Below are 22,960 nucleotides of genomic sequence, written 5' to 3' on the forward strand. Positions count from 1 at the left end.
CATCTCGGGCGGCGATAGGTCATCAAGCTATGTGGCGTGCGTCACTCATTCTCTTTCCCTGATCCCGATGGTGCAGCCAGCCCCACCATCGGGACCGGGGGTTTGCCGCAGGGGAACCGGGGTGGTGACGCCATGGCCCCCATGGACCCGCGGTCCGTACGTTCGACCAGGTCAGCGCATATGTTCCAGAGACCGGAGACGTCATGCCCCAGGCGACAGCCACTGTTGCGCATCCCGCCGACGAAAGCGGTCCGGACCGCCCGGCCGACGGCCGCGGGGCGGCGGCCGGAAGCGACTTCGCGCCGCTGCTGCGCGCCGTGAGGGACCAGGGCCTGCTGGAGCGCCGCACGGACCGGTATGTGCTCGGCATCGCCGCCAATCTGGCGGCTCTGACCGCGGTGATCACCGGCTTCGTCCTGCTCGGCGACACCTGGTGGAGCCTGCTCCTCACCCTGCCGCTGGCGGTCCTGTGGACCCGTACGGCCTTCGTCGCCCACGACGCGGGGCACGCCCAGATATCCGGCGACCGCAGGACGAGCAGGCTGATCGGTCTCGTACACGCCAATCTGCTCCTCGGTATGAACGAGGCGTGGTGGAACGACAAACACGTACGTCACCACGCCAACCCGAACCACATCGACAAGGACCCCGATGTCGGTGTCGGCGCCCTGGTCTGGACCCAGAAGCAGGCCGAACAGCGTGAGGGATTCGCCCGCTGGCTGACCAGGAACCAGGCCCGGCTGTTCTTCCCGATGCTGTTGCTCGAAGGCATCGCGCTGAAGATCTACGGATTCCAGTTCCTGCGCCGACAGCCCCTCCGGGAACGGGCTGTCTCGGGGCTGCTGCTGACCGCGCACTTCGCCCTTTACGCGACGCTGCTGCTCAGCACGCTCTCCCCGGGCAAGGCGATCGTCTTCGCCCTCGTGCTGCACGCGCTGTTCGGCCTTCACCTGGGCATGGCCTTCGCCCCGAACCACAAGGGCATGGAGATGCCCGACCCCGACGGCGAGCGCTGGGGCCACCTCCAGCGGCAGGTCCTGACCTCGCGCAACGTACGCGGCGCCGTCCTGACGGACTGGTTCCTCGGCGGGCTGAACTACCAGATCGAGCACCACCTCTTCCCGAGCATGCCCCGCCCCCACCTGCGCCTGGCCCAGCCGCTGGTCAAGGCGCACTGCTCCGGCATCGGCATGCTGTACGTGGAGACCGGACTGATCGAGTCCTACCGGCAGGCGTTGTCGCACATGCACGAGGTCGGCGAACCGCTGCGATAGCGCGGCCGGCGGGGAACGTACGGGCGCGTGGACGCGTTCACACAACAGGAGCGGCGTCGGCCGCGAAGGAGGCGTGGACCATGTCGAATGGTGCGAAGGCAGCTGTCGCGGGAGTGCTGGCGGCAGCCATCCTGTGGCCCCTCATCGGATTCTGGTGGGCGCTGCTGATCGTGATCGGGGTTCCCGTGGCGGGCTATCTGCTGCTGGATCCGTCCCAGCGGCGCAGGCTCCGGAGGATCAACCGCAAGGAGATCGGTCGCTGAGCACGAGGGCGTCACGCGGGGTGGGCGGCCAACTCGTCCAGGGCCGTGAGCAGTCCGGGCAGCGTTGCTCCACGGCCGACGGGGATGACCGTGCCCGGCTCCTCGTCCAGCAGGAACAGAGCGATGTCGTCGGTCCGGGCCACCATCGACCACCCCGGGCCGTCGACGCGCAGAGTGCGCGCGTCTGCCGAGGCGTACGAGGAACGGATCCGCCCGGGCGGCGGCGGGGCCTTCGTATAGGCGGTCGCCTCCGACAGGGCCCTGCGTACACCGGGGTGCCGGGGAAACGTTGAAGGGGCGCTCTCCGGCTCGCCATCGGCGCCGTTCCCCGGCTCGCCCCCGACGCCCGGCCGCGAGAAATGCGCCTCGTCGAGCTGCTCGCGCCACACCGACCACTGCGCGGCGATCTCGTCCGCCCCCAGCCGCCGCTGCGCCGGGCCCCAGGCCTCCGCATCGGGAGGGGCCAGCGGCGCGGGGCCCTCCCCGTCCGTCTCCGGATCGTGCGGTTCCGGCACGCCGGGCGCGGCGACGGCCAGGTCCATCGGCCAGCCCGGCAGCGCGCACACCATGGAGCGCTCGTCGGGGGAGAGATCGTGCTCCATGCCGCAGTCCCACGCGGCGATGGCGACAGCCACCTGGGAGGCGTCCTCGACGACCACGGTCCACCGAGCCCCCGCGCTGTCCTGCCCGAGGACGAGTCCGTAGCCCTCCTCGTACGGTTCGAGCGCGAGAGAGTCGCACGCGGCTACGTAATCGTCCCCCAGCACGCCGGGAAACCGCGCGGGCGTCAGCAGCATCGCCGTCAGCACCAGCAGTGCGTCGTCGGCGACAGCGCCGTCCGCACCGGCCACGGGGCCCTCCCCATCGCTCATCGCCCGCCTCCTCATCCCTCGGTCCTGCGTCCCTCGGTCCGTCGGCGCACCCTAACTACTCGGTAACCCCCTCGTCGAGGCTCTGACGAGCAGGAGCGAACCCCAGCCGCGCCCTCCCTTGTCCGGGTGCGGGGAAGCCGAAGGCCCGGGCGCGGGGGAGGCGTCCGCGTAGGATTGGACGTCCGGCCGAACGAGGGGACAGCGTGGTGAAGCGGTACGACCGGCTGAAAGAGATTCAGCGACTGGACCCCGAGCGGGACTTCCTGGAGATCTACCGTCTCACCGTCACCCACGAGTTCCCCTGGGACATCACCCGCGCCCTGGAACTGGCCCTCTACCGCACCTATGCCGTGCCCAGCATCGGTCGGCTCCTCGACGAGACGGCAGAGCTGACGGACCGCTCCCAGAAGCGCTACGACGACACCGCCCTGCTGCTCGACACGGTGGTGGAGCACGGTTTCGACTCCGACGACGGCCGCACAGCCGTCCGCCGGATCAATCGGATGCACCGCAGTTATGACATCAGCAACGACGACATGCGCTACGTCCTGTGCACGTTCGTCGTCACCCCGAAGCGCTGGCTGGACAGTTTCGGCTGGCGGCGCCTGTGCTGCCACGAGCTGGGCGCCTTCGCCGCCTATTACCGCACACTCGGCGCCCGCATGGGGATCAAGGATCTTCCGGAGACCTACGAAGACTTCGAGCGCACCCTCGACGCCTATGAGCACGAGCACTTCGGCTGGGACGAAGGAGCCCGCCGGGTATCCGACGCCACCCTGGCGCTGATGGCGTCCTGGTACCCGGCGCCCCTCGCCCCGCTGGTGCGCGGTGCCAGCCTCGCGCTCCTGGACGACTCGTTGTTGAGGGCGTTCCGCTACCGCCGCCCGGGGCCGGTGGCCCGCGGCCTGACCAGGGGAGCACTGCGGCTCCGGGCTCGTGCCGTCCGGCTCCTGCCGCCCCGGCGGACTCCCCATTACGCGCGCCAGAACCCCGAGATCAAGGGATATCCGAACGGATACGAGATCGAGGAGCTCGGTACGTTCCCCACGCCGGGCGTCCGTGGCTGCCCGGTTCCGGGCCGCCGGCCGTCGCAGCCGCCCGCCGAATGACGCGACGCCCTGACGGTATGACGCGACGCCCTGACGGTCCATGCGCCGGGCCCGCTACGGCTCGGACACTTTCTGTACGGCGGCGGGCCCGGCCGCGCCGTCGGTATCAGGCCTGCCTGACGGCGAGGGCGAGGAAGCGGTCGTCCTCGTCGGTGTAGGACTCCAGCCGCCACCCCGAGCCGGCCAGCAGCGCGCGCAGCCTGGGCTCGGCACGCAGGTCGTCGTCGGTGACGGTGCGCCCCTGGCGCGCGGCAAGGGCGGCCCGGCCGATCGGGTGGAACAGAGCCAGGACCCCGCCCGGCCGGACCACACGGGCGAATTCCGCCATACCGGCCTCGGGGCAGACCAGATGCGAGACCAATCCCGCTCCGAACACGCCGTCCAGGGCTCCGTCACGCAGCGGCAGCCGCGCGACGTCGGCACGCAAGAGTGTTCCGCTCTCCCCCCGTCCCGCCCGCACCGCCGCCTCCAGCATGGCCGGGGTCAGGTCGGCTCCCAGCACCGTGCCCTCCGGCCCGACCGCGGCCCGCAAGGCGGGCAGCGCGCGCCCTGTTCCACAGCCCGCGTCGAGCACGGCATCGCCGGGACACAGCCCGAGCAGTCCGGCCGCGGTGGTGTAGGCGGGGCCGTCGTCGGGGAACCGGCTGTCCCAGCCGGCCGCACGCGGGGTGAAGAAGTCCAGGACGTGATGGGTGTGGTCGTCGGCCATGGAGACATGATCGCGCAACCGGCGCGCGGCATGCCATCACCGGAACCCGGGCTCTCCGGTCAGACATCGCCGCCGTGGTCCGAGGCGCTCAGGTCGTAGCGGGCGCCGGTGACCGGGCGTCCGGAAAAGAAGTCCTGATCCGTACGGTCGAGTACGCCGGGCGCATGCCCACCGCCCGGCTCCTCGCCTCCGGCTGCCGACGGCCCGGGCATCGCGGCACCGTCCGTCAGCCGACCATGTCGGCCATCGCGACCACTTTGTCGATCCGCACCCGCACGACCAGTTCGCCGGGCACGCCGTTGCGCCGGCCGAACTCCTCGGCGGCGTCGGCCTCCACGTAGCGGTGGGCGATCAGTGTCGCCCACCGCAGGAGTTCCCCGGGGTCCTCGCTCAGCTCGGCATGCCCCTGCACCACCACGAACGCGTACGGAGGCCGGTCGTCGTCGACGCAGAGGGCGACGTGTCCGTCGCGTGCGAGGTTGCGTCCCTTCACGCTCTCCCTGCCGGTGTTGAAGACCACCGAGTCGCCGTCGAGAAGGAACCAGACAGGTGCGATGTGCGGGCTGCCGTCGGCCCGCACCGTCGAGACTTTCGCCGTACGCGTGCCCTTCGAGAGGAAGGCCCGCCATTCTTCTTCGGTCATGTGGTGTGCCATGGGCCCATACTGAGCCGGAGCCCCGCATGGCGCGAAGCGGCGCCCCGAGAAGTGAGGGGCGCTTGCCCCCACGGTGTCGTTGCGCAAGGCTTGCGCGCGTAGCGGGGCACGGGGAACGAGGGTACGGGGAGGACGAGCACATGCCGCTTGACCGGGGACTTGACTGGCTCCTTGACGATCTCACCAGCAGGGTGCAATTCATACGGCACGCGTTGGTGCTGTCGAACGACGGCCTGGTCACCGGGGCCAGCACCGGGCTCGCCCGCGAGGACGCGGAGCACCTGGCAGCGGTCTCCTCCGGTCTGCAGAGTCTGGCGCGCGGCTCGGGGCGCCACTTCCGGGCGGGCAGGGCCCGCCAGACCATGGTCGAGTTCGATGAGGCGCTGCTCTTCGTGACGGCCGCGGGTGACGGCAGCTGCCTGTGTGTGCTGACCGCCGCTGAAGCCGATGTCGGCCAGGTCGCCTACGAGATGACCCTGCTCGTCAACCGGGTCGGCGAGCATCTCGGTGTTGCCGTTCGCCAAGGTGGGCCCGATGACGTCGGGCCCTTCTGACCTGCACTTCTCGTCGCCTGTGGAGAGTTATCCACAGGGGTGACGGATGACGCCTCCCTCGGGCTACCGTGATCACGGAGAGTATTCGATCCGACGGGGGAGGACAGTCATGACGGTCAAGGAAGCACTCCGGGCGCACGCCAGGACCCAGGGTGCGCACGCCAGGACCCGGGCCGCGCGGGCCGAGGGCGCGAAGGCACGGGCCGACGCCCGTGCCGGGGGTGTCACGGAGACGGAGTGCGAGGGCGGGCGCACCCCATCCGCCGCTCCGGCGGCGACGGTCGCGGCCGGGCGCGCGGCCCAGGAGCTGAACATCCGGCGTGCGGAGTTCGAACTCGCGGTGCACCTCGGGCTGATCGCCGTCGTCGGCGCGCCGGGCGGTGGGCGGCCACGGGTGCACGAGGAGGAGATCGCGCGTCTGCGCGAGCAGCCGGGCTTTCCCGATGGTCTGGCGGAGCGGGTACGCACCGTCGGAACAGCGGAAGGGGCGGCTCTGCTGGGCATCGCTCCGGCACGGTTCACCCGGCTCGCTCGGGCAGGCTGCGTCTCCCCGGTCACGTTTTATCTCAACCGGTATCGCGCGGTGGTCTGGCTCTACCTCGCGGACGAGGTCGCCGCCTTCGCGGCCCGGGAACCCGAGCTGCTCGCGGGGCGGACGCCGTCGGGGATGCGCACGATGCTCGAGTCGGGCACCGACCGGCGGCCGCGCAACTGGCGCTCGCAACGCATCGACCGGCTGCTGAACCGCACGGCGGACCCCTGGGCGCGAACGGCGGTCCAGGCCTCGGCACTTGACCCGGTGCAGCTCGCGGAAGTGGTGGACGACCCCTACGAACGCGCCTATCTCGTGCGGGTCCGGCCGGAGCCGGTCTTCGGACGTCCGGGGTCCATGGCGGCGAGGGAAGCCATGGGGGAGCTGATGCTGGCCGACGACCCCGATGAGATCCTCTGGCGGCGGGTCAACCTGACTCTGGAACTGGACAGGGCGCGCGAGGACCGGCCGGCCCCGTGCCCCGGGGACGACGGAGAAACCCGAGCGGTGCCGGCCGTCCGGCCCGCCGCCAATGCCCGTCCCCGGGCCGAGGTGCCGCTGTCCGCCGCCGATCCGGCTCCGCCCTCCGCCTGTGCAGGGGCGTCACGCTCCGCTGCGGCGGGCGCGCCGACCGGGAAAGGACTGCTCGCCAGGTTGGGGTGGCGTGGGAGGGGCGCCGGATAAGTCTTCGCGCTGATCGTTCGGATGGGTCATCCTGTCCGCATGCTGATCAGGGAAGCAACCTCCGAGGACTGGCCCGCCATCTGGCCGTTTTTCCATACGATCGTCTCCACGGGCGAGACGCTCACCTTTCCGCTCGATCTCGGTGAGGAGGACGCCAAGGGGTGGTGGTTCGTCGCAGCGCCGAGCCGCGTGGTTGTTGCCGTGGACGATGCCGGGACCGTGCTCGGCACGGCGAAGATGAACCGGAACCACATGGGCAACGGGTCGCACATAGCCAGCGCCACGTACATGGTCGACCCCGCGCGCTCGGGCCGGGGAGTGGGGCGCGCGCTGTGCGCGTACTCGGTCGACTGGGCTCGCGCCGAAGGATATCGGGCCATGCAGTTCAACGCGGTGGTCGAGACCAACACTCACGCCGTCAAGCTGTACCGCTCCATCGGCTTCGACGTGATCGGAACCCTTCCGGAGGGCTTCAACCACCCGACCGAGGGCTATGTGGGGCTTCACATCATGCACAAGGCCCTGTGACGTCAGGGCGACTTCACCCCGCCGCGCTCCCACCGGCGGGAGCGCGGCGATCAGGCGAAGGGGTCCGCTTCCGGCCCCAGATCCCGGCCCGGCAGTGTGCGGCCCGCCGGGCCCCCGTCCGCCTCGCCGCTCGCGGTGACCCCCGGGACGACCGTCCCGGCCCAGGAGAGAGCCGTCCATCCCGAGTCCGGCGAGCCCTCGACCACCACCACGCCCGTGTTGTCCAGGCCGTGTTCAGCGGCGAAACCGACCGTGACGTTTCGTGCGCGGGCGGCGGTCCACACACGGATGGCGGCACCGTGACTGACGAGTGCCACGGTCCCGGGCTCCCCGGCCTCCGCCGCCTCGGCCACCACGGCGTCGAAGCGGGCCAACGCCTCCGCCCCGCTCTCGCCCCCGGGCATCCGGCGGGCGATGTCCCCGGCGGACCAGGCGAAGGCGGTCGTCAGGTACTGCCGCACCGCGTCCTCATCGGCCCGCATCTCCAGGTCACCGGCCGACAGTTCGCGGATCCCGTCACGGATCCGGACCTCGATGCCCCGCTCTGCGGCGAGGGGTGCGGCCGTGAGTTGCGTACGGGTCAGGGTGGAGGCGTACACCGCGGCGATGCCCTCCCCGACAAGGGCCCCGGGGAGGGCCGCAGCCTGCCGCAGGCCCAGGTCGGTGAGGCCGGGGCCGGGCCGCGCGGTGTCCAGGAAGTTGCCGACGTTCGACGGTGTCTGTCCGTGACGGATCAGCAGCAAGCGCATAGAACGGGTCCTGCTCCGGGCTCAGGCGCACAGGCGGCGACGGATGGATGCGCGGTCCACCCTCTCATTCGGCCGCCCCGGAGGACAGCGCGACGTGAGGCCTGCTCGCATGAGGCCTGCTCGCATGGCCGGAAGCGGCGCTGGGGGACTCGTGGCCGTTGCTGTCGCCTGTCCGCCCTGAGATGTCACCCGCGCGGGCCCGGGCGCGGCTCACCCCTCTCCCCGGGCCGCGCCCCGCTCCGAGGGGTGTGCCGTACCACCGCGGCGACGCGGCACACGCCTGTACGGCCGTCACCGTTCCGCGACCGGCGGCGGTGCGGTGGCCGGTGGGGGAGCGGGGCCGATCTCGCACCAGACGGCCTTGCCCTCGCCCCTCGGCTCGATCCCCCAGCGCGAGGCGACCGCGTCGAGCAGGAGCAGTCCCCGGCCGGAGGTGGAGGTCTCGCCCGGCCTACGCCGACGGGGCCAGGCGCTGGACCGGTCCTGGACCGACAGCCGGACCCGCCGTACCGGGTCGGGCAGCACCTCCAGGGTCAGGACCGCCCCACCCTCGGTGTGCAGGAGCACGTTCACCAACAACTCGCCCGTGACGAGCTCGGCATCGTCGGCGAACTCGGCCATGTCCCAGTCGGCGAGGGCCTGGCGCACGGTCGCGCGGGCGTCCGAGAGCCCTTCCGGGTCCGCCTGGTGGATGTACTGGTGCAGCCGCGGCGCGTGCGACGACCCCACGTCGGGGCTGCGGCGCAGGACGAGGAGCGCCACATCGTCCCCCGACCCCCACCGTTCCCACAGCCGTTCCGACAGGTGATCGGCCAGCGCCTCGGCCCCGGCGGGCCCGGTGCTCACCTCGTTGCGCAGCGCGTCGATGCCGGTATCGAGGTCGGCTCCGGGCTCCTCCACGAGTCCGTCCGTGTACAGGACGAAGGTCTCACCGGGCACCAGGTCCAGGCGGGTCTCCGGGTACTCCTCGTCCTGGAGGTCCGTGGAGGTTCCCAGCGGCAGCCCGCCGCGCACCTGCGGGCTGCCGACCCGCCCGTCGAGGTGGCGGATCAACGGGCCGAGGTGTCCGGCCCGTACTACCTGCGCCGCTCCGGTCGCCAGGTCGACCTGGGCGTACGTGCAGGTGGCAAAGCGCTCGGTGTCCAGTTCGGCGAGGAAGCGGGAGGCCCGTGCCAGCACGGTGGCCGGCGGGTGCCCTTCGGCGGCGTACGCGCGCAGGGCGATACGCAACTGGCCCATGATCGCGGCCGCGTGGGTGTCGTGCCCCTGGACGTCCCCCACGACAAGCCCGTAACGGTTCTTGGGCAGGGTGATCACGTCGTACCAGTCGCCACCGACCTGTCGGCCGCTCCACGCCGCGTGGTACCGGACCGCGATCTCGCCGCCCTCGACCTCCTGTATCCGGGGCGGGAGCATCGCGGACTGGAGCTGGGTGGCGAACTCCCGCTCCTCGTCGAAGAGCATCGCCCGTTGCAGGGACTGGGCCACGATGGCGGCGAGGCCCAGACACAGAATGCGCTCGTCCGCGTTGAACACCGTGCGCTCGCGGTAGAAGAGCGCCAGACCACCGAGCGACCGGGCCTGGGCCACCAGGGGAAGGTAGGCAGCCGCCCGGAATCTCAGCCTGCCGAGATGCGGTTCCAGTTCCGGGTAGCGGCGGGCGAGCGCGGCGAGAGAGGTGATGAACCGGGGGCGTCCGCTGCGGATGGTGTCCGCGAGGGGGAGGTTGCGGTCGAGGTCGCCGGAGCCGAGCCCGTCGAGGACCTCGAGCGACTCGCCGCTCACCGCGACGATGCTCAGAGCGGAATTCTCCACGAGTCCCAGGGCGAGACCGTCGGCGCCGAGCCGGGCGAGCCCGCCGGGCCCGGTGAGGGCGGCCGTCACGTCGTCCACGGTCACCGCGCGGGACATGGCACTTGTTGTCCGTTCAACGATATCGGTCTGGCGCTGTCGTCGTTTTTCCAGATCGAGAACGAAGGCCGAATGGGTGACCTCCGCCGTCGCGTCCCGGACGACCCCCACGATCCTGTGTGCCATCCCGTCCTTCGATCGCAGGATGCGGGCCTGGACATGGGTCCACTGCGTGGTCCCGTCGTCCAGCGGCACCCGGAAGTGGACGCTGTAGGAATTGCTGCCGCCGGTGATGGCCTCGTCGATCGTGACGTCGAGCCGAGCCCGTTCCGCCGGTTCCAGGTGCTCCAGCAGTGCCCCCGGGCGCGCGTCGAACGTCGCCGGATCCACGCCGAACACCATGAGCCCGGCCTCGTCGATGTCCAGTGTCCGGGTGTCCAGGTCCCAGTCGAAACTGCCGGTCCGATTCATGGCGAGGCGTTCCGTCGGCCGGATCTCACCGTTGGACTTCCGGTCGATCCGGCGGAGCGGAGGGGCTTCGGCGTCCTGCGGCCGTTCGTCGTCGGTCATTCCAGCTCCGGAGGTCGTCCGGCGGGGCCGCACGTCGGCGGACCCCGTAGGCCTCAATTGTCGAGCCGCATCCATCGGAGTGCCACAGGGCTCGCCCGCGATGCCTTACGCCCGCGCCGCCTCGCGCTCCCGCGTGCCCGCTCCCGAGCGCACGGGTCCCCGGTCCCGCCCTCCACCGGCCCCGCGGCTCCCGGCACCGATCCGGGGGCGCGGAGTGGCGGCCGACGGCCTTCCGCGATCATGGAGGGCGACGCACGTGTCCACGAGCCCGGCGAGCGGAGCGCACGCATGAACGACGACCAGCCCGTCCTGCTGGAGAAGAGGGGCGCGTGCCTGCGCCTCACGCTGAACCGCCCCCGGGCGCTCAATGCCCTCAGCCACACCATGGTGAGGCTTCTCGACGAGGCCCTGTCCCTTGCCGAGCAGGACGACTCGATCGCATCCGTACTGCTGTCCGGGGCCGGTGACCGGGGTCTGTGCGCGGGTGGCGACATCCGCGCCCTGCACGACGACGCACGGGCCTCGGGACGGGCTTCCCTGGAGTTCTGGCGTGACGAGTACCGCCTCAATGCCCGCATCGCCCGCTTCCCCAAGCCGTACGTCGCACTGATGGACGGCATCGTGATGGGCGGAGGGGTCGGAGTGTCGGCCCACTCCGCGATCCGTGTCGTCACCGAACGGTCACGCGTCGCCATGCCCGAGACCGCGATCGGCTTCGTGCCCGACGTCGGGGGCACTCGCCTGCTGGCCGCCGCCCCCGGCGAACTGGGCACCCATCTGGCGCTCACGGGACGCTCCGTCGGGGCGGCCGACGCCGTTCTCTGCGGTCTGGCCGATCACCACGTCCCGGCCCGTCTTCTGCCCGAGCTGACCGACGCGCTGGGCGAGCCGGCCGGTCCGGACACGTCGGTGGCGGACATCGTCCAGCGCTTCGCCACGGAGCCGCCGCCCGGTGAGCTCGCGGCGCAACGCGACTGGATCGACGGTTGCTACGCGGCGGACAGGGTGGAGGACATCCTTCGACAGCTGCGCGACAGCGGTGTTCCCGCGGCGGAGGCGGCCGCGGACGAACTCCTGACCAAGTCGCCGCTCGCGCTCAAGGTCACGCTCGCCGCGGTCCGCCGGGCAGCCCGGCTCGACAGCCTGGAGGCCGTGCTCGATCAGGAGTTCCGTGTCTCCAGCCGGGTGTTCGAACACCCCGACTTCGTGGAAGGCGTGCGAGCCCGGATCATCGACAAGGACAACGAACCGCAGTGGAAGCCGGGCTCCCTCGTGGAGGTCGACGACCAGGAGGTCGCCCGGTTCTTCGCACCGCTCGGCCCCGGCGAACAGGAGCTCGGACTCGCTCCGGAGCCTGCACACGCCCCCGTCGACGAGGGGCAGGCCGGACAGGGCGGGCCGGCAGGCGCACCCCCGCTGCGCCTGGGCGTGTTGCGAAAGGAACGCCGAGCAGGCAGGACTTTCGAAGCCCGCCCCTAAGGGCTGTCCCGCAATTCCCGGCGGGCGCGCGACGACAGCTACGGCACCTCGCCGCGTTGTCGGAACGTCCACATACATCCAGTATGCGGACGTCCCTCCGCCTTGCGATGCACCGCATCTGACGCCGCGCGCCTATCCACCGGGAATTGCGGGACAGCCCTTAACCGTCGCTGCCGGAGAGGCTCGGCTGCAATGCCCGTACGAGAGCGAACAGCCGGTCCTCGTTGCCGGTCAGCCCCGCGCTGCGCAGGGCACGGTCGGCCTCCCTCATCGGAGACGTGAGCAGCGGCAGGTAGACCGGGGCGTCGTCGGGGTCCGCGAGCGCTGCCCGGGTGGCTTCCAGCAGGCGGACGTACGCCTGCGCCGCGGCGAGCTCGTCGTTGTCCATCTCAGCATCTCCTCGTCAGAGCTGTCGGACCGTCAAGCATCCCCCATGGGTCTGACAACGCCGCCCCTCAGGTTCGGCCGTGCCCTCCGGACACCCCGCCCGGCGGTTCCACCTCCAGGTAACGTCGCTTGCGCGGACCCCGATAAAGCAGCACCGTCCAGCCCAGTTCCCGCAAGGCCGAAGCGCAGCCGGCCAGCGCTTCCTCCTCGTCGTGAGCCGCGCCACTGCCAGGTGGCCCGGTCCACTCGACCCGTACCGAACCGGCCGACTCCCCGTCGCTCACCCGGTATCCGGCCGATACGCGGCGTCCCGACGGGTCCACGGCCGAAGGGGTGGCACCCGACCTCTCCAGCGCCAACGCGACCGCTCTGACCGGGCGGTTCATTTCCCACGGAGCCGGTGCGGCCACAGGGTCGGGCTGCCCGGCCCCGGTGAGCCGGCGGATCTGCAGCAGCCCATCGAACGCGGTCCGCACCGAAGCGGCTCGTGCCGCCGGGGGCTCGGCGGCCGGTGGGCCGTCACCGGTCGCAGGCTCGAATCCGCTGTTCTCCCCGATGCCCATGCGTCCCCCTCGCGTTCCGTACCGTGCCCAGTGTGCACCGGGGGCAAGAACACCGGGCAGCCCTGCCCCGACCCTGAGCGCGACCTCCGCTCAGCTTCCGGTGCCCCGGGCGTCCGCCTCCAGGGCCGCCTTGAGACGCTTCAACGTCGTACGGATGTTGCCGCGCTGGAACTGCGCGAAGGTCTTCCCGCCCGTCGCCACGCGGTCGAAGGCATGGGCGAGGAAGTCGGGCCAGCGGCGCCGGTCGTCGGTCCACGTCTCGGTGACCCGGGTCGCACCGTCCACCTCCTCGAAACGGTACTCCCACGTGGCGATCGGCCCCGGAAGCCGAGGGCGCCGCAGACCGATCGCGTGCACCCGGAAGGCGAAGCGCTCGCCGGGGTCGGCCGCCGTCACCGTGCACCGTGTTGTCCAGCGTGCCGCACCGCGCTTGTTCCGGCCCTCGAAGACCATGCCGACGTACGCACCGCGCTGATCGCCGTGCACGGTCGCACCATGGTTCTCGGGGCTCCAACGCCCCATGGCCGTGGGGTCGCTGAGCTGTTCGTAGACCTGCGCCGGGGTGGCGGCGATGAGGATGCTGTCGGCTACGGACATGATGCGGGGCATGGGGCCACTCCCTTGTCCACGGCCGTCGACGGACCACGCCCAGGTGCCGTACGGGCCGTGGGCAGGCACCCGGGACCCATACCTTACTTGCGAGTAGATTCTATGGTGAGGCGGGTAGCGGGAGGAGGTCCGGAGCACAGGGCCCGCACATCCCCGTTTCCCGCCCGGCCGGATGGTCGCCCGGTCGTCCCTCCCGCGTGACGCCCGGTGTCAGGCGCGCCACTCCGCCGTGCGCTCCGGCGACGCTTCCGAGAGGGCCTTCACGATGGCGTCGACGTCGCCCTGGCTGCCGTACACCGGAGTACCGGGCTGCTGGCGCCACGAATCGTCCAGGCCGCCGCTGTCGACCGTGTCGAAGCCCAGCGCGTCGATGAGGTCGCGGACCGCCTGCTTGGCCGTCGGGTCGTCGCCGGCCACCGGGAGCGCCTGCCGGCCGGGAGTGTTCCGCGGACGGCCCCGGTCCAGGATGTCCTGGGCGTACGTGCCGTTGAACGCCTTGATTACGGGGTGGCCGATCTGCCGCTCCGTCCACCGGCTCTCGGGCAGCCCGTCCTCGATGGCGGCGATGCGGCCGTCGCGCTGCCGCGGGTAGTAGTTGCCCGTGTCGATGACCGCGGCTCCCTCCGCCGCGTCGTCGAGGAATCCGGCGGGCAGATCGGGCACGGCCTTCAGGGGCACGGTGACGACGACCACCTGGGCGCCCCGCGCGGCCTCCGAGGCGGCCACCGGTTTCGCCCCGGTCTCTTCGGCGAGGGCGGTGAGTGTGTGGGGGCCGCGGGAGTTGGCGACCGCGACCTCGTGCCCGAGTGCGGTCAGACGGCGCGTCAGGTTGCCACCGATGTTGCCCGCGCCGATGATGCCGATCTTCATGGATCCGACCTTCCGAAACGTGCCGAGTGGACAGGAGCGAGGAGAGAAGTGGTTCTGTCGATTCACCAACTCCGGCGCCGGAGTGGCTATTCCGTTGTTCACGAGGGAATATCTGATCGGATCCCGGACGTTGACGCCATCTTTCGGACGCGTCGGCCGAGGCCGGAGCGCTCGCCGTAGGCCATTTGAGTGTCCTTGTCGGCCGCTCGCCCCGGACGGGGAAGGATGTCCCACCGCACCGATCGCCGCGGGTCCATTCTGGTCGCCGAGTCCACACGGGCCGTCGACCGAAGGAGCGTCGTAGTGACGACGAGGGGCATCTCGCAACCGGTGGAGACCGATACCGCCGACCAGGACGAAATGCCGGTACGGCGCGGCGAACCCGGCAACGTGGTCATCAAATGGATGACCAGCACGGACCACAAGACCATCGGCACGCTCTATCTCGTCACCTCCTTCGCGTTCTTCTGCGTAGGAGGGCTCATGGCGCTGGTGATGCGGGCCGAGCTGGCCCGGCCCGGTATTCAACTGATCTCCAACGAGCAGTTCAACCAGGCGTTCACGATGCACGGCACGATCATGCTACTGATGTTCGCGACGCCGCTGTTCGCCGGATTCGCGAACTGGATCATGCCGCTGCAGATCGGCGCGCCCGACGTGGCGTTCCCCCGGCTGAACATGCTCGCCTACTGGCTGTACCTCTTCGGCTCGCTCATCGCGGTGGCCGGATTTCTCACCCCGCAGGGCGCCGCGGACTTCGGCTGGTTCGCCTACGCCCCGCTCAATGACGCGGTCCGCTCGCCGGGCATCGGCGCCGACATGTGGATCATGGGCCTCGCGTTCTCCGGCTTCGGCACGATCCTCGGCTCCGTCAACTTCATCACCACGATCATCTGCATGCGCGCACCCGGCATGACGATGTTCCGCATGCCGATCTTCGTCTGGAACGTCCTGCTGACCGGTGTTCTGGTCCTGCTGGCCTTCCCGGTCCTCGCCGCGGCCCTGCTGGCGCTGGAGGCCGACCGCAAGTTCGGTGCGCACGTCTTCGACGCGGCCAACGGCGGCGCCCTGCTGTGGCAGCACTTGTTCTGGTTCTTCGGCCACCCGGAGGTCTACATCATCGCCCTGCCGTTCTTCGGCATCGTCACCGAGATCTTCCCGGTCTTCAGCCGCAAACCGGTCTTCGGCTACATCGGCCTGGTCGCGGCCACCATCGCCATCGCAGGCCTGTCCGCGACCGTGTGGGCGCACCACATGTTCGTCACGGGAGGGGTGCTGCTGCCGTTCTTCTCGTTCATGACCTTCCTCATCGCCGTGCCGACCGGCGTGAAGTTCTTCAACTGGATCGGAACGATGTGGAAGGGCTCCCTCTCCGTGGAGACCCCGATGCTCTGGGCGGTCGGGTTTCTGGTCACCTTCCTGTTCGGCGGTCTGACCGGGATCATCCTCGCCTCACCGCCCCTTGACTTCCATGTCTCCGACTCGTACTTCGTCGTCGCCCATTTCCATTACGTCGTATTCGGCACCGTGGTGTTCGCGATGTTCGCCGGATTCCACTTCTGGTGGCCGAAGTTCACCGGGAAGATGTTGGACGAACGCCTCGGGAAGATGACGTTCTGGACACTGTTCGTGGGATTCCACGGCACGTTCCTGGTGCAGCACTGGCTCGGCGCCGAGGGCATGCCGCGTCGGTACGCGGACTATCTCGACGCCGACGGCTTCACCGCGCTGAACACGATCTCCACTGTTTCCTCCTTCCTTCTCGGCCTGTCGATGCTGCCGTTCTTCTACAACATCTGGAAGACCGCGAAGTACGGCAGGAAGATCGAGGTCGACGACCCGTGGGGTTACGGCCGTTCGCTGGAGTGGGCGACTTCCTGCCCGCCGCCGCGGCACAACTTCGTCACCCTGCCGCGGATCCGTTCCGAATCCCCGGCGTTCGACCTGCACCACCCGGCGCTCCGTTCGCTGGAAGAAGCCACCAACCGTCCCCAGAACTCCACGATCGTCGCCCCGGGGGACAAGCACGAGTGAACACGGTCCCAGCCATGCGCGTGCGAGGGAGAGGAGGACAGGGTGAAACCCGACAAGGACTGCGCCCGGGGCCTGGCGCAACTGGAGGGCTTTCTGCTGTGGAACGCCGAGGTGGAGCGGGCGCGACGACAGGCACGGCGGTTCACCGACCGGTTGCCCTGGTTGACCACGGCGCAGCGTGAGGACGTCGAGCGGGTGTTCATCGCCGAGCGCGTCGCCGCTTCCCGGGAGTCGCTCACCCGCGTCCGCGACCGCGCGGACGAACTGCGTGAGGAGTACACCGGGCGTTACCTCCGGCTCCGGGCCCGCTGCGTCGCCGTCTCGGCCGGCGCGGTGGGCGCGGCGACCTGCCTCGGGACGGCGCTGACGTTGGTCCTGCGCTGACACCGCGCGAGCCGCGGTGAGGTGCCGCGAGGTCCGGCGTGTCCGGGGCGGCCGGTCGTCGGCCGCCCCGGGCGGACCCGGGGCGCGCGAGCGGTGCCGGAACGGTCAGCTCTTCACCAGGCAGAAGGGGTGCCCGGCGGGATCGGCGTACACGCGCCAGCCGCGTCCTTCGTCTCCGGCGTCGAGCAGGGACGCCCCGCGTGCCAGAACCTCCTCGTGCGCGCGTTCCTGATCGGTGACGCGGAAGTCCAGGTGGAACTGCTGGGGCGGGTCCTGCCCGGGCCAGCGCGGCGGCAGGTGGTCGGCCACCCGCTGAAAGGCGACGACGAGCCCGCCGGGTGTGTGCAGCGTGGACCAGTCCGCGTCGCACTCCCACCGCCGGTCGGGGCGGTCGACCTCACCCCCGAGCAACGACGCGTAGAAGCCGGCCAGGGCCCTCGGGTCCGGGCAGTCCAGGACCACGCACTCCAGTTCAGCGATCATGGCCGCATATTAAGGGCCCCGGACGCCGCCCGGCAGGGGCCGGTCTGATCGTCAGGTCCCCTGAGGGGTGGCCCGCCGATCCTGGCCGTGTCCACGCCGCCCGGTGCGGCACCCCGGGACCGTGGGGCCGGGCCCTTGGGTGCCGCCCCGCGTGGTCTCAGCGGGCCCCGAACACCTGCGTCCACACCGGACCGCCGCCGGAGTCCTGCTTCCCCACGCCGATCTCCTCGAAGGAGCAGTTGAGGATGTTCGCGCGGTGCCCCGGGCTGTCCATCCAGGACCGCATCACGTCGGCCGGGGTCCGCTGTCCTTTCGCGATGTTCTCGCCGTAGGTGGACCACTGGTAGCCGGCGGCGGTGATCCGGTCGCCGGGGTTCCTGCCGTCCTGCGAGGTGTGCGAGAAGTAGTCCTTGGCCTCCATGTCGGCGGAGTGCCGTAGCGCGGCCGTGTTGAGCCGGTCGTTGACGGTCACCGGTCCGCAGCCCTCCTTGGCCCGCTCCGCGTTGACCAACTCGGTGACCTGCTCGGCCGTGCCCGCCGGGGCGGGCGGCGCGGGCGCGGGCGGTTCTGGCTTCGGGGCCGGAGCAGGGGCGGCGGTGGTGGGCGCGGGCGGTGGCGGGGTGCCCTTCTCCGGCTTCGCCCCGGGCGTACGTGAAGCGCTCGGCGACAGGGCGGCGCTGGGCGACACGGACGCGGTGGGCGGGGGAGAGGCGGACGGCATCGGTGAGGCCGACGTGGGCGCCTGGGAGCGGGGGGCCGGAGCGTCGGCGGTGACGGTCGTCGCGTCCCGGTCGTCGCCGTCGGTGTAGAGGTGTACCGCTGCGCCGCCCGTTCCGAGCGCGGCGACCGCGACCACGGCGGCGACGGCGGAGTTACGACGGCGCCGCCGGGCCTGCACCCGTCTGCGCTCCGCGCGCCCCGCCCCGGCGCCGTGCGAGCCCCGGCCGGGCGCCTGGAGGTGCGCAGCCGTGGTGAGCAGTTCGGGAGCGGCCCCCGCCCCCGCCGCGGCCACCGGGACCAGGGCGAGACCCACCAGCAGCCCTTCGGCGGGCACGAGCCCCGAGCGGAGTCCCGCGCACACCGTGCATGCGCGGGCATGGCGGGCCAGCCGCTTGCGCCACAGGGCGGAGGGTACGCCGTCCCAGCCGGTGGCGAGGTCCTCCAGCAACACGCACGGCGGTTCGGCCGCCAGTGCGCCCACCACGACCCTCGCCGCCTCCAGCTGGGCCTTCATCCGCTGCACCCGTACGGCGGTGTGCTGCGGGGAGAGTCCGAGAGCCGCGGCGACCTCCGCGCGGGACAGGTGCCCGGCGGCCTCCAGCCACCACAGCGACAGCAGGGCGCGGTCGTCCTCGTCCAGCCAGCGCGTCGCCTCCGCGACCTGGCGGCGCTGGCCGGTCAGGCCCAGTTCCAGGATCGTCGCCTCGACGAAGTCCGCCCGTGGATCCGGCAGGTCGTACGCGGCGTCCAGCCGGTCCGCCGCTGTCGCACCCGACTGCCTCTCGCGCCAGTGCGCGCGTATCTCGTTCATGGCTATCGCCACCAGCCAGGAACGGAAGCGCGACGGGTCGCGCAGTTCGGGCAGCCCCCGGAGCATGCGCAGCACCGTCTCCTGCACCACGTCGTCCACGTCCGCGTGACCGTCCAGCGCACGTCCGACCACGTTGTACAGCAGCGGCAGGTACGCCGAGACGAGCTGGTCCTTGGCCTGCTGATCGCCGCTCCGCGCCGCCGCGATCAAGACCGTCGGGTGATCCTTGCCCATGCTGTGCTCACTCTTCCGGGGTCCGGTGCTGTCACTTCCCACACTCGGGAGACGGGGTGCGGGCGGGGCGATAACAACAATCCGGCGGGCAACCCCGGAAACTTCGCCCGCCGCACCCCGCCACAGGGCCACGGCGGCCCCGGTGGTGGCGGTGCGCGCGTCAGGCCGGAACGCACTCCGCGCACCGGTCCGGGCCACGGAGAGCGCTCCGTGGCCCGGACCGGTGCGCGGGACGTACGGCAGCCGTACGGTCGCCGGCGGGGCGGCTCAGGTGCGGGGCGGCCCGTCCTGGTCGCGGTCCGTCCCGAACTGCTGCCTGAGCTTGTCCTGGGCGGTGTCGACGTGGCCCTTGTACTTGCCCTTCGTACGGTCGTCGACCATGTCGCCGGCCTTGTCGACGCCCTTGCCGACATGTTCCTCGTGACCCTTGAGCATCTTCTTGATCTTGTCCAGTGCGGACATGCGTCCTCCTCGTCGACTCTGCGCCCCCACCACCTCAAGGGTCACCGCACCGAGCACCGCGCGCATCCCCGCCGGGCACGACGAGGACGCCGACAGGTGGGACGGAGGAGGATGGGACGTGTGAAGCGGCGCCCACTGGGCACATACCGGTTGACCAGGAGGAGGTGGTGGCAATGGGCCGCATCCGAGTCGTCGTCCGTCGTCCCCCGCCCCCTTCGGGGCCCCCGCCACTGGATCTGCGCACCCCGTCCGGGCGCCCCCTGCCGTACTGACCGCCGGCGCCCCGGCCCCTGGAGTCACCGGTGCGCCACCGTGCTATCGGTGATCCGGGTGGGGACCGCCGTCGAGCGGTCCATGCCGTCGTGGTCGGTCCTCGTACCGCGCCGCGGCCGGCCCCGACAGCGGCGCCAGCCGTTCCACCAGGGCCTCCAGCTCCTCGACGGCGTGTTCCGTCTCGCGACGGATGTTCTTGTGCTCCGCGACGACGGCCCCGAGCAGCAGCGCGGTGAGCGCGACGCTGCCGTTGAGCAGCGAGAGGTTGGCCATGATCTCCATCAGGCTGTGCCCGGCGAACGGCCCCAGTCCATCCGTCGCGGCGATGATGGCGAGCACCGAGACGACCAGGGCGCACGGAGCGCTGCCGGGCAGCTGGAAGCGCAGGGCCGCCCAGATGATCACGGGGAACACCAGATAGATCATCGACAGCGAGCTGCGCGTGGCGATCAACGACGACACGACCACGACGGTCGCGAGGACCGACGCCTCCAGCCACCGGTCGGACGGGCGGGGCCACCGCACCCCGCGCAGGACCAGCAGCACAGGGGTGACCACCAGGACCCCCATCACGTCCCCCGCCCACCAGGACGCCCAGACCAGCCAGTACCGTCCCGGCGGAGCCTTGCCGTCGAGCAGCAGCGTGAAACTCCCGATGCCGGCGCTGATCAGCATCCCCGCGAACGCCCCGAGAAACACCAGGCAGACGCCGTCCCGCAGCCGCACCAGCTCACTGCGGAAACCGACCTTCCGCAACAGGGCGTACGAGGCGAGCGGGGCGACCGTGTTGCCGAACATGATGGCCAGACTGCTCACGGTGAACGCGCTGCCGGTCTCGAGGACGGTGAGCAGCGCGCCCAGCGCGATGCCCGGCCAGACGCGGACGCCCAGACACAGCAGCGCGGCCAGGGCGATCCCGGTGGGGGGCCACAGAGGCGTGACGACCGCGCCGTCCACGACGACCTGACGCATCAGCCCGAGATGCCCCGACAGGTAGTAGGCGGCGGCCACGCCCAGGATCTGCGCCACGTACACGGCCCGGCGTCTGGCTTCCTCGGTGCGGATCACACCCCTCATCAGACACCGACCGTGACGGGACTCGGCAGGTGACACGCGCGGTACGGTCCGGCGTCACCGCGGCCCGCGGCGAGCCGCAGCATGCCGCAGGACCAGTACGGCGGCATCGTCCTCGTGCCCCGTCACCTCCGTCGCGCGCAGGACTTCGTCGGCCAGCTGCGCCGCGCTCGCACCGACGTGCGAGGCGACCAGCCCCCGTACTCGCTCCAGGCCGTCCTCGATCAGCAGCGAGGGCCCCTCGACGACCCCGTCGGTGAGGAGCACGATCGCCCCGTCCGAGTCGAGGGTGCGCCGGGTGACGGGGTAGCCCTCGCCGGGCTCGATGCCCAGCGGCATACCGCCCGGGTCCTCGGTGACGCCGGAACGGCCCTCCGAGGTGGCCCACACGCATGCCACGTGCCCGGCCCGCGCGCAGTGCAGTTCCCAGGTCGTCGGGTCCAGACGCATGAAGGTGCAGGTGGCGAAGAGGCTCGAGTCCACGGACACCAACAGATCGTTCGTCCGGCCCAGGACCTCGCCCGGATCGGACGCCGTGCCCGCGATGGCCCGCATCGCGATACGGACCTGTCCCATGAAGGCGGCGGCCTCGACATCATGACCCTGTACGTCGCCGATGGCGAAGCCGAGGGTCCCGTCCGCGAGCGGGAAACCGTCGTACCAGTCGCCGCCGATGTCCAGGCCGTGGCGGGCGGGCGCGTAGCGTGCCGCGGACTGGAGACCGGGGAGCGTGGGCAGGGCCGCCGGAAGCATGTCGCGCTGGAGTGCCTGCGCGAGCTCCACCCTGGCCTGGTGGAACTCCACTTCGCGCCGAGCGCGGGCAGTGAGGTTCTGCAAGGTGTTGAGCAGGTCTTCGGCGCTAGCTGAGCGGGGAGTCCGACGCCGGTTCATGTGCCGCTCCGCGGTGCGTTATGTCCCTGAATCATAGGGCGGGCGACCCCGAGCGGCGACTGCGGGCGCTTTCGCGTCCCCGCCGGCCCGGGGCACCGCTCAGGACGGCCGGGCGCGATACAGATCGCGGAGCAGGGCGATCTCGGCACCGTGGTGCAGCACCTCCTGGTTGACCCACCAGACGACGTCGACGAAGAGGTCCTCGGCGTCGCTGCCGTTCGGATAGGTGCTGTAGCCGACGGTGTCCAGGGCCGCGTCGTCGGCGGTGAGCAGGGCTTCGCGCCAGGCGGCGGACGCGGTCTCGAAGGCGGCCACCGCCCCGGCGGCGTCGCCCGGAGTCCGGTAGCCGTCGCGCGTGAGCGTCCTGCCGCCACGGGTGTGGTCGGCACGGAGGGTGAGCATCTCGGCAAGATGACTCAGACGCCACGCGAGGGTGGTGAACGGAGGGGGGAACGGATGCGGGGAGTCCGCCGAGTCCCGCCCCCAGTCCCCGGCTCCCGCCAGTACGGTCGCCCGCGCCCCGGGGCCGTCGCCGCGACGGCGTACGGACCAGCAGTCGGGCACGGGCTCCCAGAGGAGCTCGTCGTCATCGAGCGGGGTGACGCCGATGTCCGTGCCGTTGCCGCTGTCCATGACGGGGCCGGCCAGGCGGGCGAGGAGCCGTTCGCAGGCGAAGTCGAACTGTTCCAGGAGCGGAATCAGGCGGAGTGGAAGGGCCATCGGAGGAGCGTGCCACGGCCGACGGACGGGCGCGAGCCCAATTTCCGGCGCCCGCACCCCGCAGGGCCGCACCGGCCGCCGCCAAGCCTGACGCTGGCCGGATGGACCCTCGTACCGAGCCGTTGTCAGTGCCCGGTGGGATGCTGCCCGCATGGACGAGCTGATGAGGCAGCGACGGGTGTACGGCACCGACCACGACGACCCCCGCCCCGGGCCGAGGCCGGGGCACGACTACCGGGAGCTGGTCGGCGGCCCGCTCGACGGGCTGCTGCTCGACGTCACCGGCTGGGGCGAGGCGGATCTGCGCGACGGCGTCGGGCTGGTCACCGAGATCGGCGCCTACGGGCCCGGAGGACGTGCCGAGTACGGGCCGCGGTCGCCGGACAGCCACCAATGGGACTGGCGCGGCGACGTGCGGTGAGAGACCGGGTGACGAGGGCAGGGGCGGCAGGAATCGAACCTGCGACATACGGTTTTGGAGACCGCCGCTCTGGCCGCTGAGCTACGCCCCTTGGTTACGGGTGAAGCCTGGCACGCGCGCGCCAGGACACCAACAGATTTACCGGGCGTGGCACGGGACCCCGTCAGGCACGCGGAACGGCCCCACGCGCGGCCG

The 22,960-nt window shown here is 71.2% G+C and carries 25 protein-coding genes, 1 tRNA gene and 1 pseudogene; 11 read left to right on the forward strand and 16 right to left on the reverse strand.

Annotated features, from left to right (window positions below; translation table 11 throughout):
- Window positions 1-203 precede the first annotated feature (203 nt).
- Together PSQ21_RS34795 and PSQ21_RS34800 are read left to right on the forward strand one after the other, a co-directional pair.
- The gene (locus tag PSQ21_RS34795) at window positions 204-1,274 is read left to right on the forward strand and encodes a fatty acid desaturase family protein (RefSeq protein WP_274035428.1); all 1,071 of its coding nucleotides are present in this window, start codon (window positions 204-206) and stop codon (window positions 1,272-1,274) included.
- An 80-nt stretch (window positions 1,275-1,354) separates the two neighbouring features.
- Entirely contained in the window at window positions 1,355-1,537 is a 183-nt protein-coding gene (locus PSQ21_RS34800) for a hypothetical protein (RefSeq protein WP_274035429.1), read from the forward strand.
- Window positions 1,538-1,548: 11 nt separating this feature from the next.
- Here the strand turns inward: PSQ21_RS34800 and PSQ21_RS34805 are convergent, their stop codons facing one another.
- Window positions 1,549-2,409 carry a hypothetical protein gene (locus PSQ21_RS34805; RefSeq protein ID WP_274035430.1) on the reverse strand — a complete coding sequence of 287 codons (861 nt, stop codon included), beginning with the start codon at window positions 2,407-2,409 and terminating at the stop codon, window positions 1,549-1,551.
- Between the two features lie 203 nt (window positions 2,410-2,612).
- On the opposite strand from PSQ21_RS34805, the gene PSQ21_RS34810 reads away from it, so the two are divergent.
- Window positions 2,613-3,518 carry an oxygenase MpaB family protein gene (locus PSQ21_RS34810; protein ID WP_274035431.1) on the forward strand — a complete coding sequence of 302 codons (906 nt, stop codon included), beginning with the start codon at window positions 2,613-2,615 and terminating at the stop codon, window positions 3,516-3,518.
- Between the two features lie 106 nt (window positions 3,519-3,624).
- On the opposite strand, the gene PSQ21_RS34815 is transcribed toward PSQ21_RS34810, so the two are convergent.
- Window positions 3,625-4,227 (reverse strand): class I SAM-dependent methyltransferase, encoded by a 603-nt coding sequence (locus tag PSQ21_RS34815; protein ID WP_274035432.1) that lies wholly within the window; start codon window positions 4,225-4,227, stop codon window positions 3,625-3,627.
- Window positions 4,228-4,319: 92 nt separating this feature from the next.
- Between PSQ21_RS34815 and PSQ21_RS34820 the strand changes: the two are divergent.
- Window positions 4,320-4,418 (forward strand): annotated as a pseudogene (locus PSQ21_RS34820) (ATP-binding protein); the annotation flags it as partial.
- Window positions 4,419-4,453: 35 nt separating this feature from the next.
- On the opposite strand, the gene PSQ21_RS34825 reads toward PSQ21_RS34820, so the two are convergent.
- Window positions 4,454-4,882, reverse strand: a complete 429-nt coding sequence (locus PSQ21_RS34825) for a PPOX class F420-dependent oxidoreductase (protein WP_274035433.1) — start codon at window positions 4,880-4,882, stop codon at window positions 4,454-4,456.
- Window positions 4,883-5,022: 140 nt separating this feature from the next.
- On the opposite strand from PSQ21_RS34825, the gene PSQ21_RS34830 reads away from it, so the two are divergent.
- From PSQ21_RS34830 to PSQ21_RS34840, 3 genes are all read left to right on the forward strand, one after another.
- Window positions 5,023-5,436 (forward strand): roadblock/LC7 domain-containing protein, encoded by a 414-nt coding sequence (locus PSQ21_RS34830; RefSeq protein WP_274035434.1) that lies wholly within the window; start codon window positions 5,023-5,025, stop codon window positions 5,434-5,436.
- A 109-nt stretch (window positions 5,437-5,545) separates the two neighbouring features.
- Window positions 5,546-6,652: a DUF6397 family protein gene (locus tag PSQ21_RS34835; RefSeq protein ID WP_274035435.1), complete on the forward strand. Its 1,107-nt coding sequence runs from the start codon at window positions 5,546-5,548 to the stop codon at window positions 6,650-6,652.
- Window positions 6,653-6,691: 39 nt separating this feature from the next.
- Window positions 6,692-7,180, forward strand: a complete 489-nt coding sequence (locus PSQ21_RS34840; RefSeq protein ID WP_274035436.1) for a GNAT family N-acetyltransferase — start codon at window positions 6,692-6,694, stop codon at window positions 7,178-7,180.
- 50 nt (window positions 7,181-7,230) lie between these two features.
- On the opposite strand, the gene PSQ21_RS34845 is transcribed toward PSQ21_RS34840, so the two are convergent.
- On the reverse strand, window positions 7,231-7,929 hold the full coding sequence (locus PSQ21_RS34845; RefSeq protein WP_274035437.1) for a histidine phosphatase family protein: 699 nt from the start codon (window positions 7,927-7,929) through the stop codon (window positions 7,231-7,233).
- Between the two features lie 291 nt (window positions 7,930-8,220).
- Window positions 8,221-10,350 carry a SpoIIE family protein phosphatase gene (locus PSQ21_RS34850; protein ID WP_274035438.1) on the reverse strand — a complete coding sequence of 710 codons (2,130 nt, stop codon included), beginning with the start codon at window positions 10,348-10,350 and terminating at the stop codon, window positions 8,221-8,223.
- Window positions 10,351-10,638: 288 nt separating this feature from the next.
- Between PSQ21_RS34850 and PSQ21_RS34855 the strand changes: the two genes are divergently transcribed.
- Entirely contained in the window at window positions 10,639-11,829 is a 1,191-nt protein-coding gene (locus tag PSQ21_RS34855) for an enoyl-CoA hydratase/isomerase family protein (protein ID WP_274035439.1), read from the forward strand.
- A gap of 160 nt (window positions 11,830-11,989) precedes the next feature.
- Here PSQ21_RS34855 and PSQ21_RS34860 read toward each other — a convergent pair whose 3' ends face one another.
- From PSQ21_RS34860 to PSQ21_RS34875, 4 genes are all read right to left on the reverse strand, one after another.
- On the reverse strand, window positions 11,990-12,217 hold the full coding sequence (locus PSQ21_RS34860; protein WP_274035440.1) for a hypothetical protein: 228 nt from the start codon (window positions 12,215-12,217) through the stop codon (window positions 11,990-11,992).
- 67 nt (window positions 12,218-12,284) lie between these two features.
- Entirely contained in the window at window positions 12,285-12,779 is a 495-nt protein-coding gene (locus PSQ21_RS34865; protein ID WP_274035441.1) for a hypothetical protein, read from the reverse strand.
- Between the two features lie 90 nt (window positions 12,780-12,869).
- A complete protein-coding gene (locus tag PSQ21_RS34870; protein WP_274035442.1) occupies window positions 12,870-13,388 on the reverse strand; it encodes an SRPBCC family protein in 519 nt (172 codons plus the stop codon).
- 210 nt (window positions 13,389-13,598) lie between these two features.
- Window positions 13,599-14,681 carry an NADPH-dependent F420 reductase gene (locus PSQ21_RS34875; RefSeq protein WP_337961693.1) on the reverse strand — a complete coding sequence of 361 codons (1,083 nt, stop codon included), beginning with the start codon at window positions 14,679-14,681 and terminating at the stop codon, window positions 13,599-13,601.
- Here PSQ21_RS34875 and ctaD point away from each other — a divergent pair.
- The gene (ctaD, locus tag PSQ21_RS34880) at window positions 14,619-16,292 is read left to right on the forward strand and encodes an aa3-type cytochrome oxidase subunit I (protein ID WP_274036096.1); all 1,674 of its coding nucleotides are present in this window, start codon (window positions 14,619-14,621) and stop codon (window positions 16,290-16,292) included. The genes PSQ21_RS34875 and ctaD overlap by 63 nt on opposite strands.
- Before the next feature lie 42 nt (window positions 16,293-16,334).
- Entirely contained in the window at window positions 16,335-16,676 is a 342-nt protein-coding gene (locus PSQ21_RS34885) for a hypothetical protein (RefSeq protein WP_274035447.1), read from the forward strand.
- 105 nt (window positions 16,677-16,781) lie between these two features.
- On the opposite strand, the gene PSQ21_RS34890 is transcribed toward PSQ21_RS34885, so the two are convergent.
- The 6 genes from PSQ21_RS34890 to PSQ21_RS34915 all read right to left on the reverse strand — a co-directional run bounded on the left by PSQ21_RS34890 (window position 16,782) and on the right by PSQ21_RS34915 (window position 22,344).
- Complete coding sequence (locus tag PSQ21_RS34890; RefSeq protein WP_274035448.1) at window positions 16,782-17,159, reverse strand: VOC family protein; 378 nt, start codon at window positions 17,157-17,159, stop codon at window positions 16,782-16,784.
- Between the two features lie 157 nt (window positions 17,160-17,316).
- Window positions 17,317-18,924 (reverse strand): sigma-70 family RNA polymerase sigma factor, encoded by a 1,608-nt coding sequence (locus PSQ21_RS34895; protein WP_274035449.1) that lies wholly within the window; start codon window positions 18,922-18,924, stop codon window positions 17,317-17,319.
- Window positions 18,925-19,191: 267 nt separating this feature from the next.
- Window positions 19,192-19,386 carry an antitoxin gene (locus tag PSQ21_RS34900; protein WP_274035450.1) on the reverse strand — a complete coding sequence of 65 codons (195 nt, stop codon included), beginning with the start codon at window positions 19,384-19,386 and terminating at the stop codon, window positions 19,192-19,194.
- Between the two features lie 315 nt (window positions 19,387-19,701).
- On the reverse strand, window positions 19,702-20,727 hold the full coding sequence (locus tag PSQ21_RS34905; protein WP_274036098.1) for an MASE1 domain-containing protein: 1,026 nt from the start codon (window positions 20,725-20,727) through the stop codon (window positions 19,702-19,704).
- Window positions 20,728-20,790: 63 nt separating this feature from the next.
- The gene (locus tag PSQ21_RS34910; protein WP_274035452.1) at window positions 20,791-21,624 is read right to left on the reverse strand and encodes a PP2C family protein-serine/threonine phosphatase; all 834 of its coding nucleotides are present in this window, start codon (window positions 21,622-21,624) and stop codon (window positions 20,791-20,793) included.
- Window positions 21,625-21,723: 99 nt separating this feature from the next.
- A complete protein-coding gene (locus PSQ21_RS34915; RefSeq protein WP_274035453.1) occupies window positions 21,724-22,344 on the reverse strand; it encodes a DinB family protein in 621 nt (206 codons plus the stop codon).
- Window positions 22,345-22,495: 151 nt separating this feature from the next.
- Between PSQ21_RS34915 and PSQ21_RS34920 the strand changes: the two genes are divergently transcribed.
- Window positions 22,496-22,765 (forward strand): hypothetical protein, encoded by a 270-nt coding sequence (locus tag PSQ21_RS34920; RefSeq protein ID WP_003964175.1) that lies wholly within the window; start codon window positions 22,496-22,498, stop codon window positions 22,763-22,765.
- A gap of 18 nt (window positions 22,766-22,783) precedes the next feature.
- Here the strand turns inward: PSQ21_RS34920 and PSQ21_RS34925 are convergent.
- Window positions 22,784-22,856: transfer RNA gene (locus tag PSQ21_RS34925), tRNA-Trp, on the reverse strand.
- Between the last annotated feature and the right edge of the window lie 104 nt (window positions 22,857-22,960).

This window comes from Streptomyces sp. MMBL 11-1 (genome assembly GCF_028622875.1).
Taxonomy (GTDB): domain Bacteria; phylum Actinomycetota; class Actinomycetes; order Streptomycetales; family Streptomycetaceae; genus Streptomyces.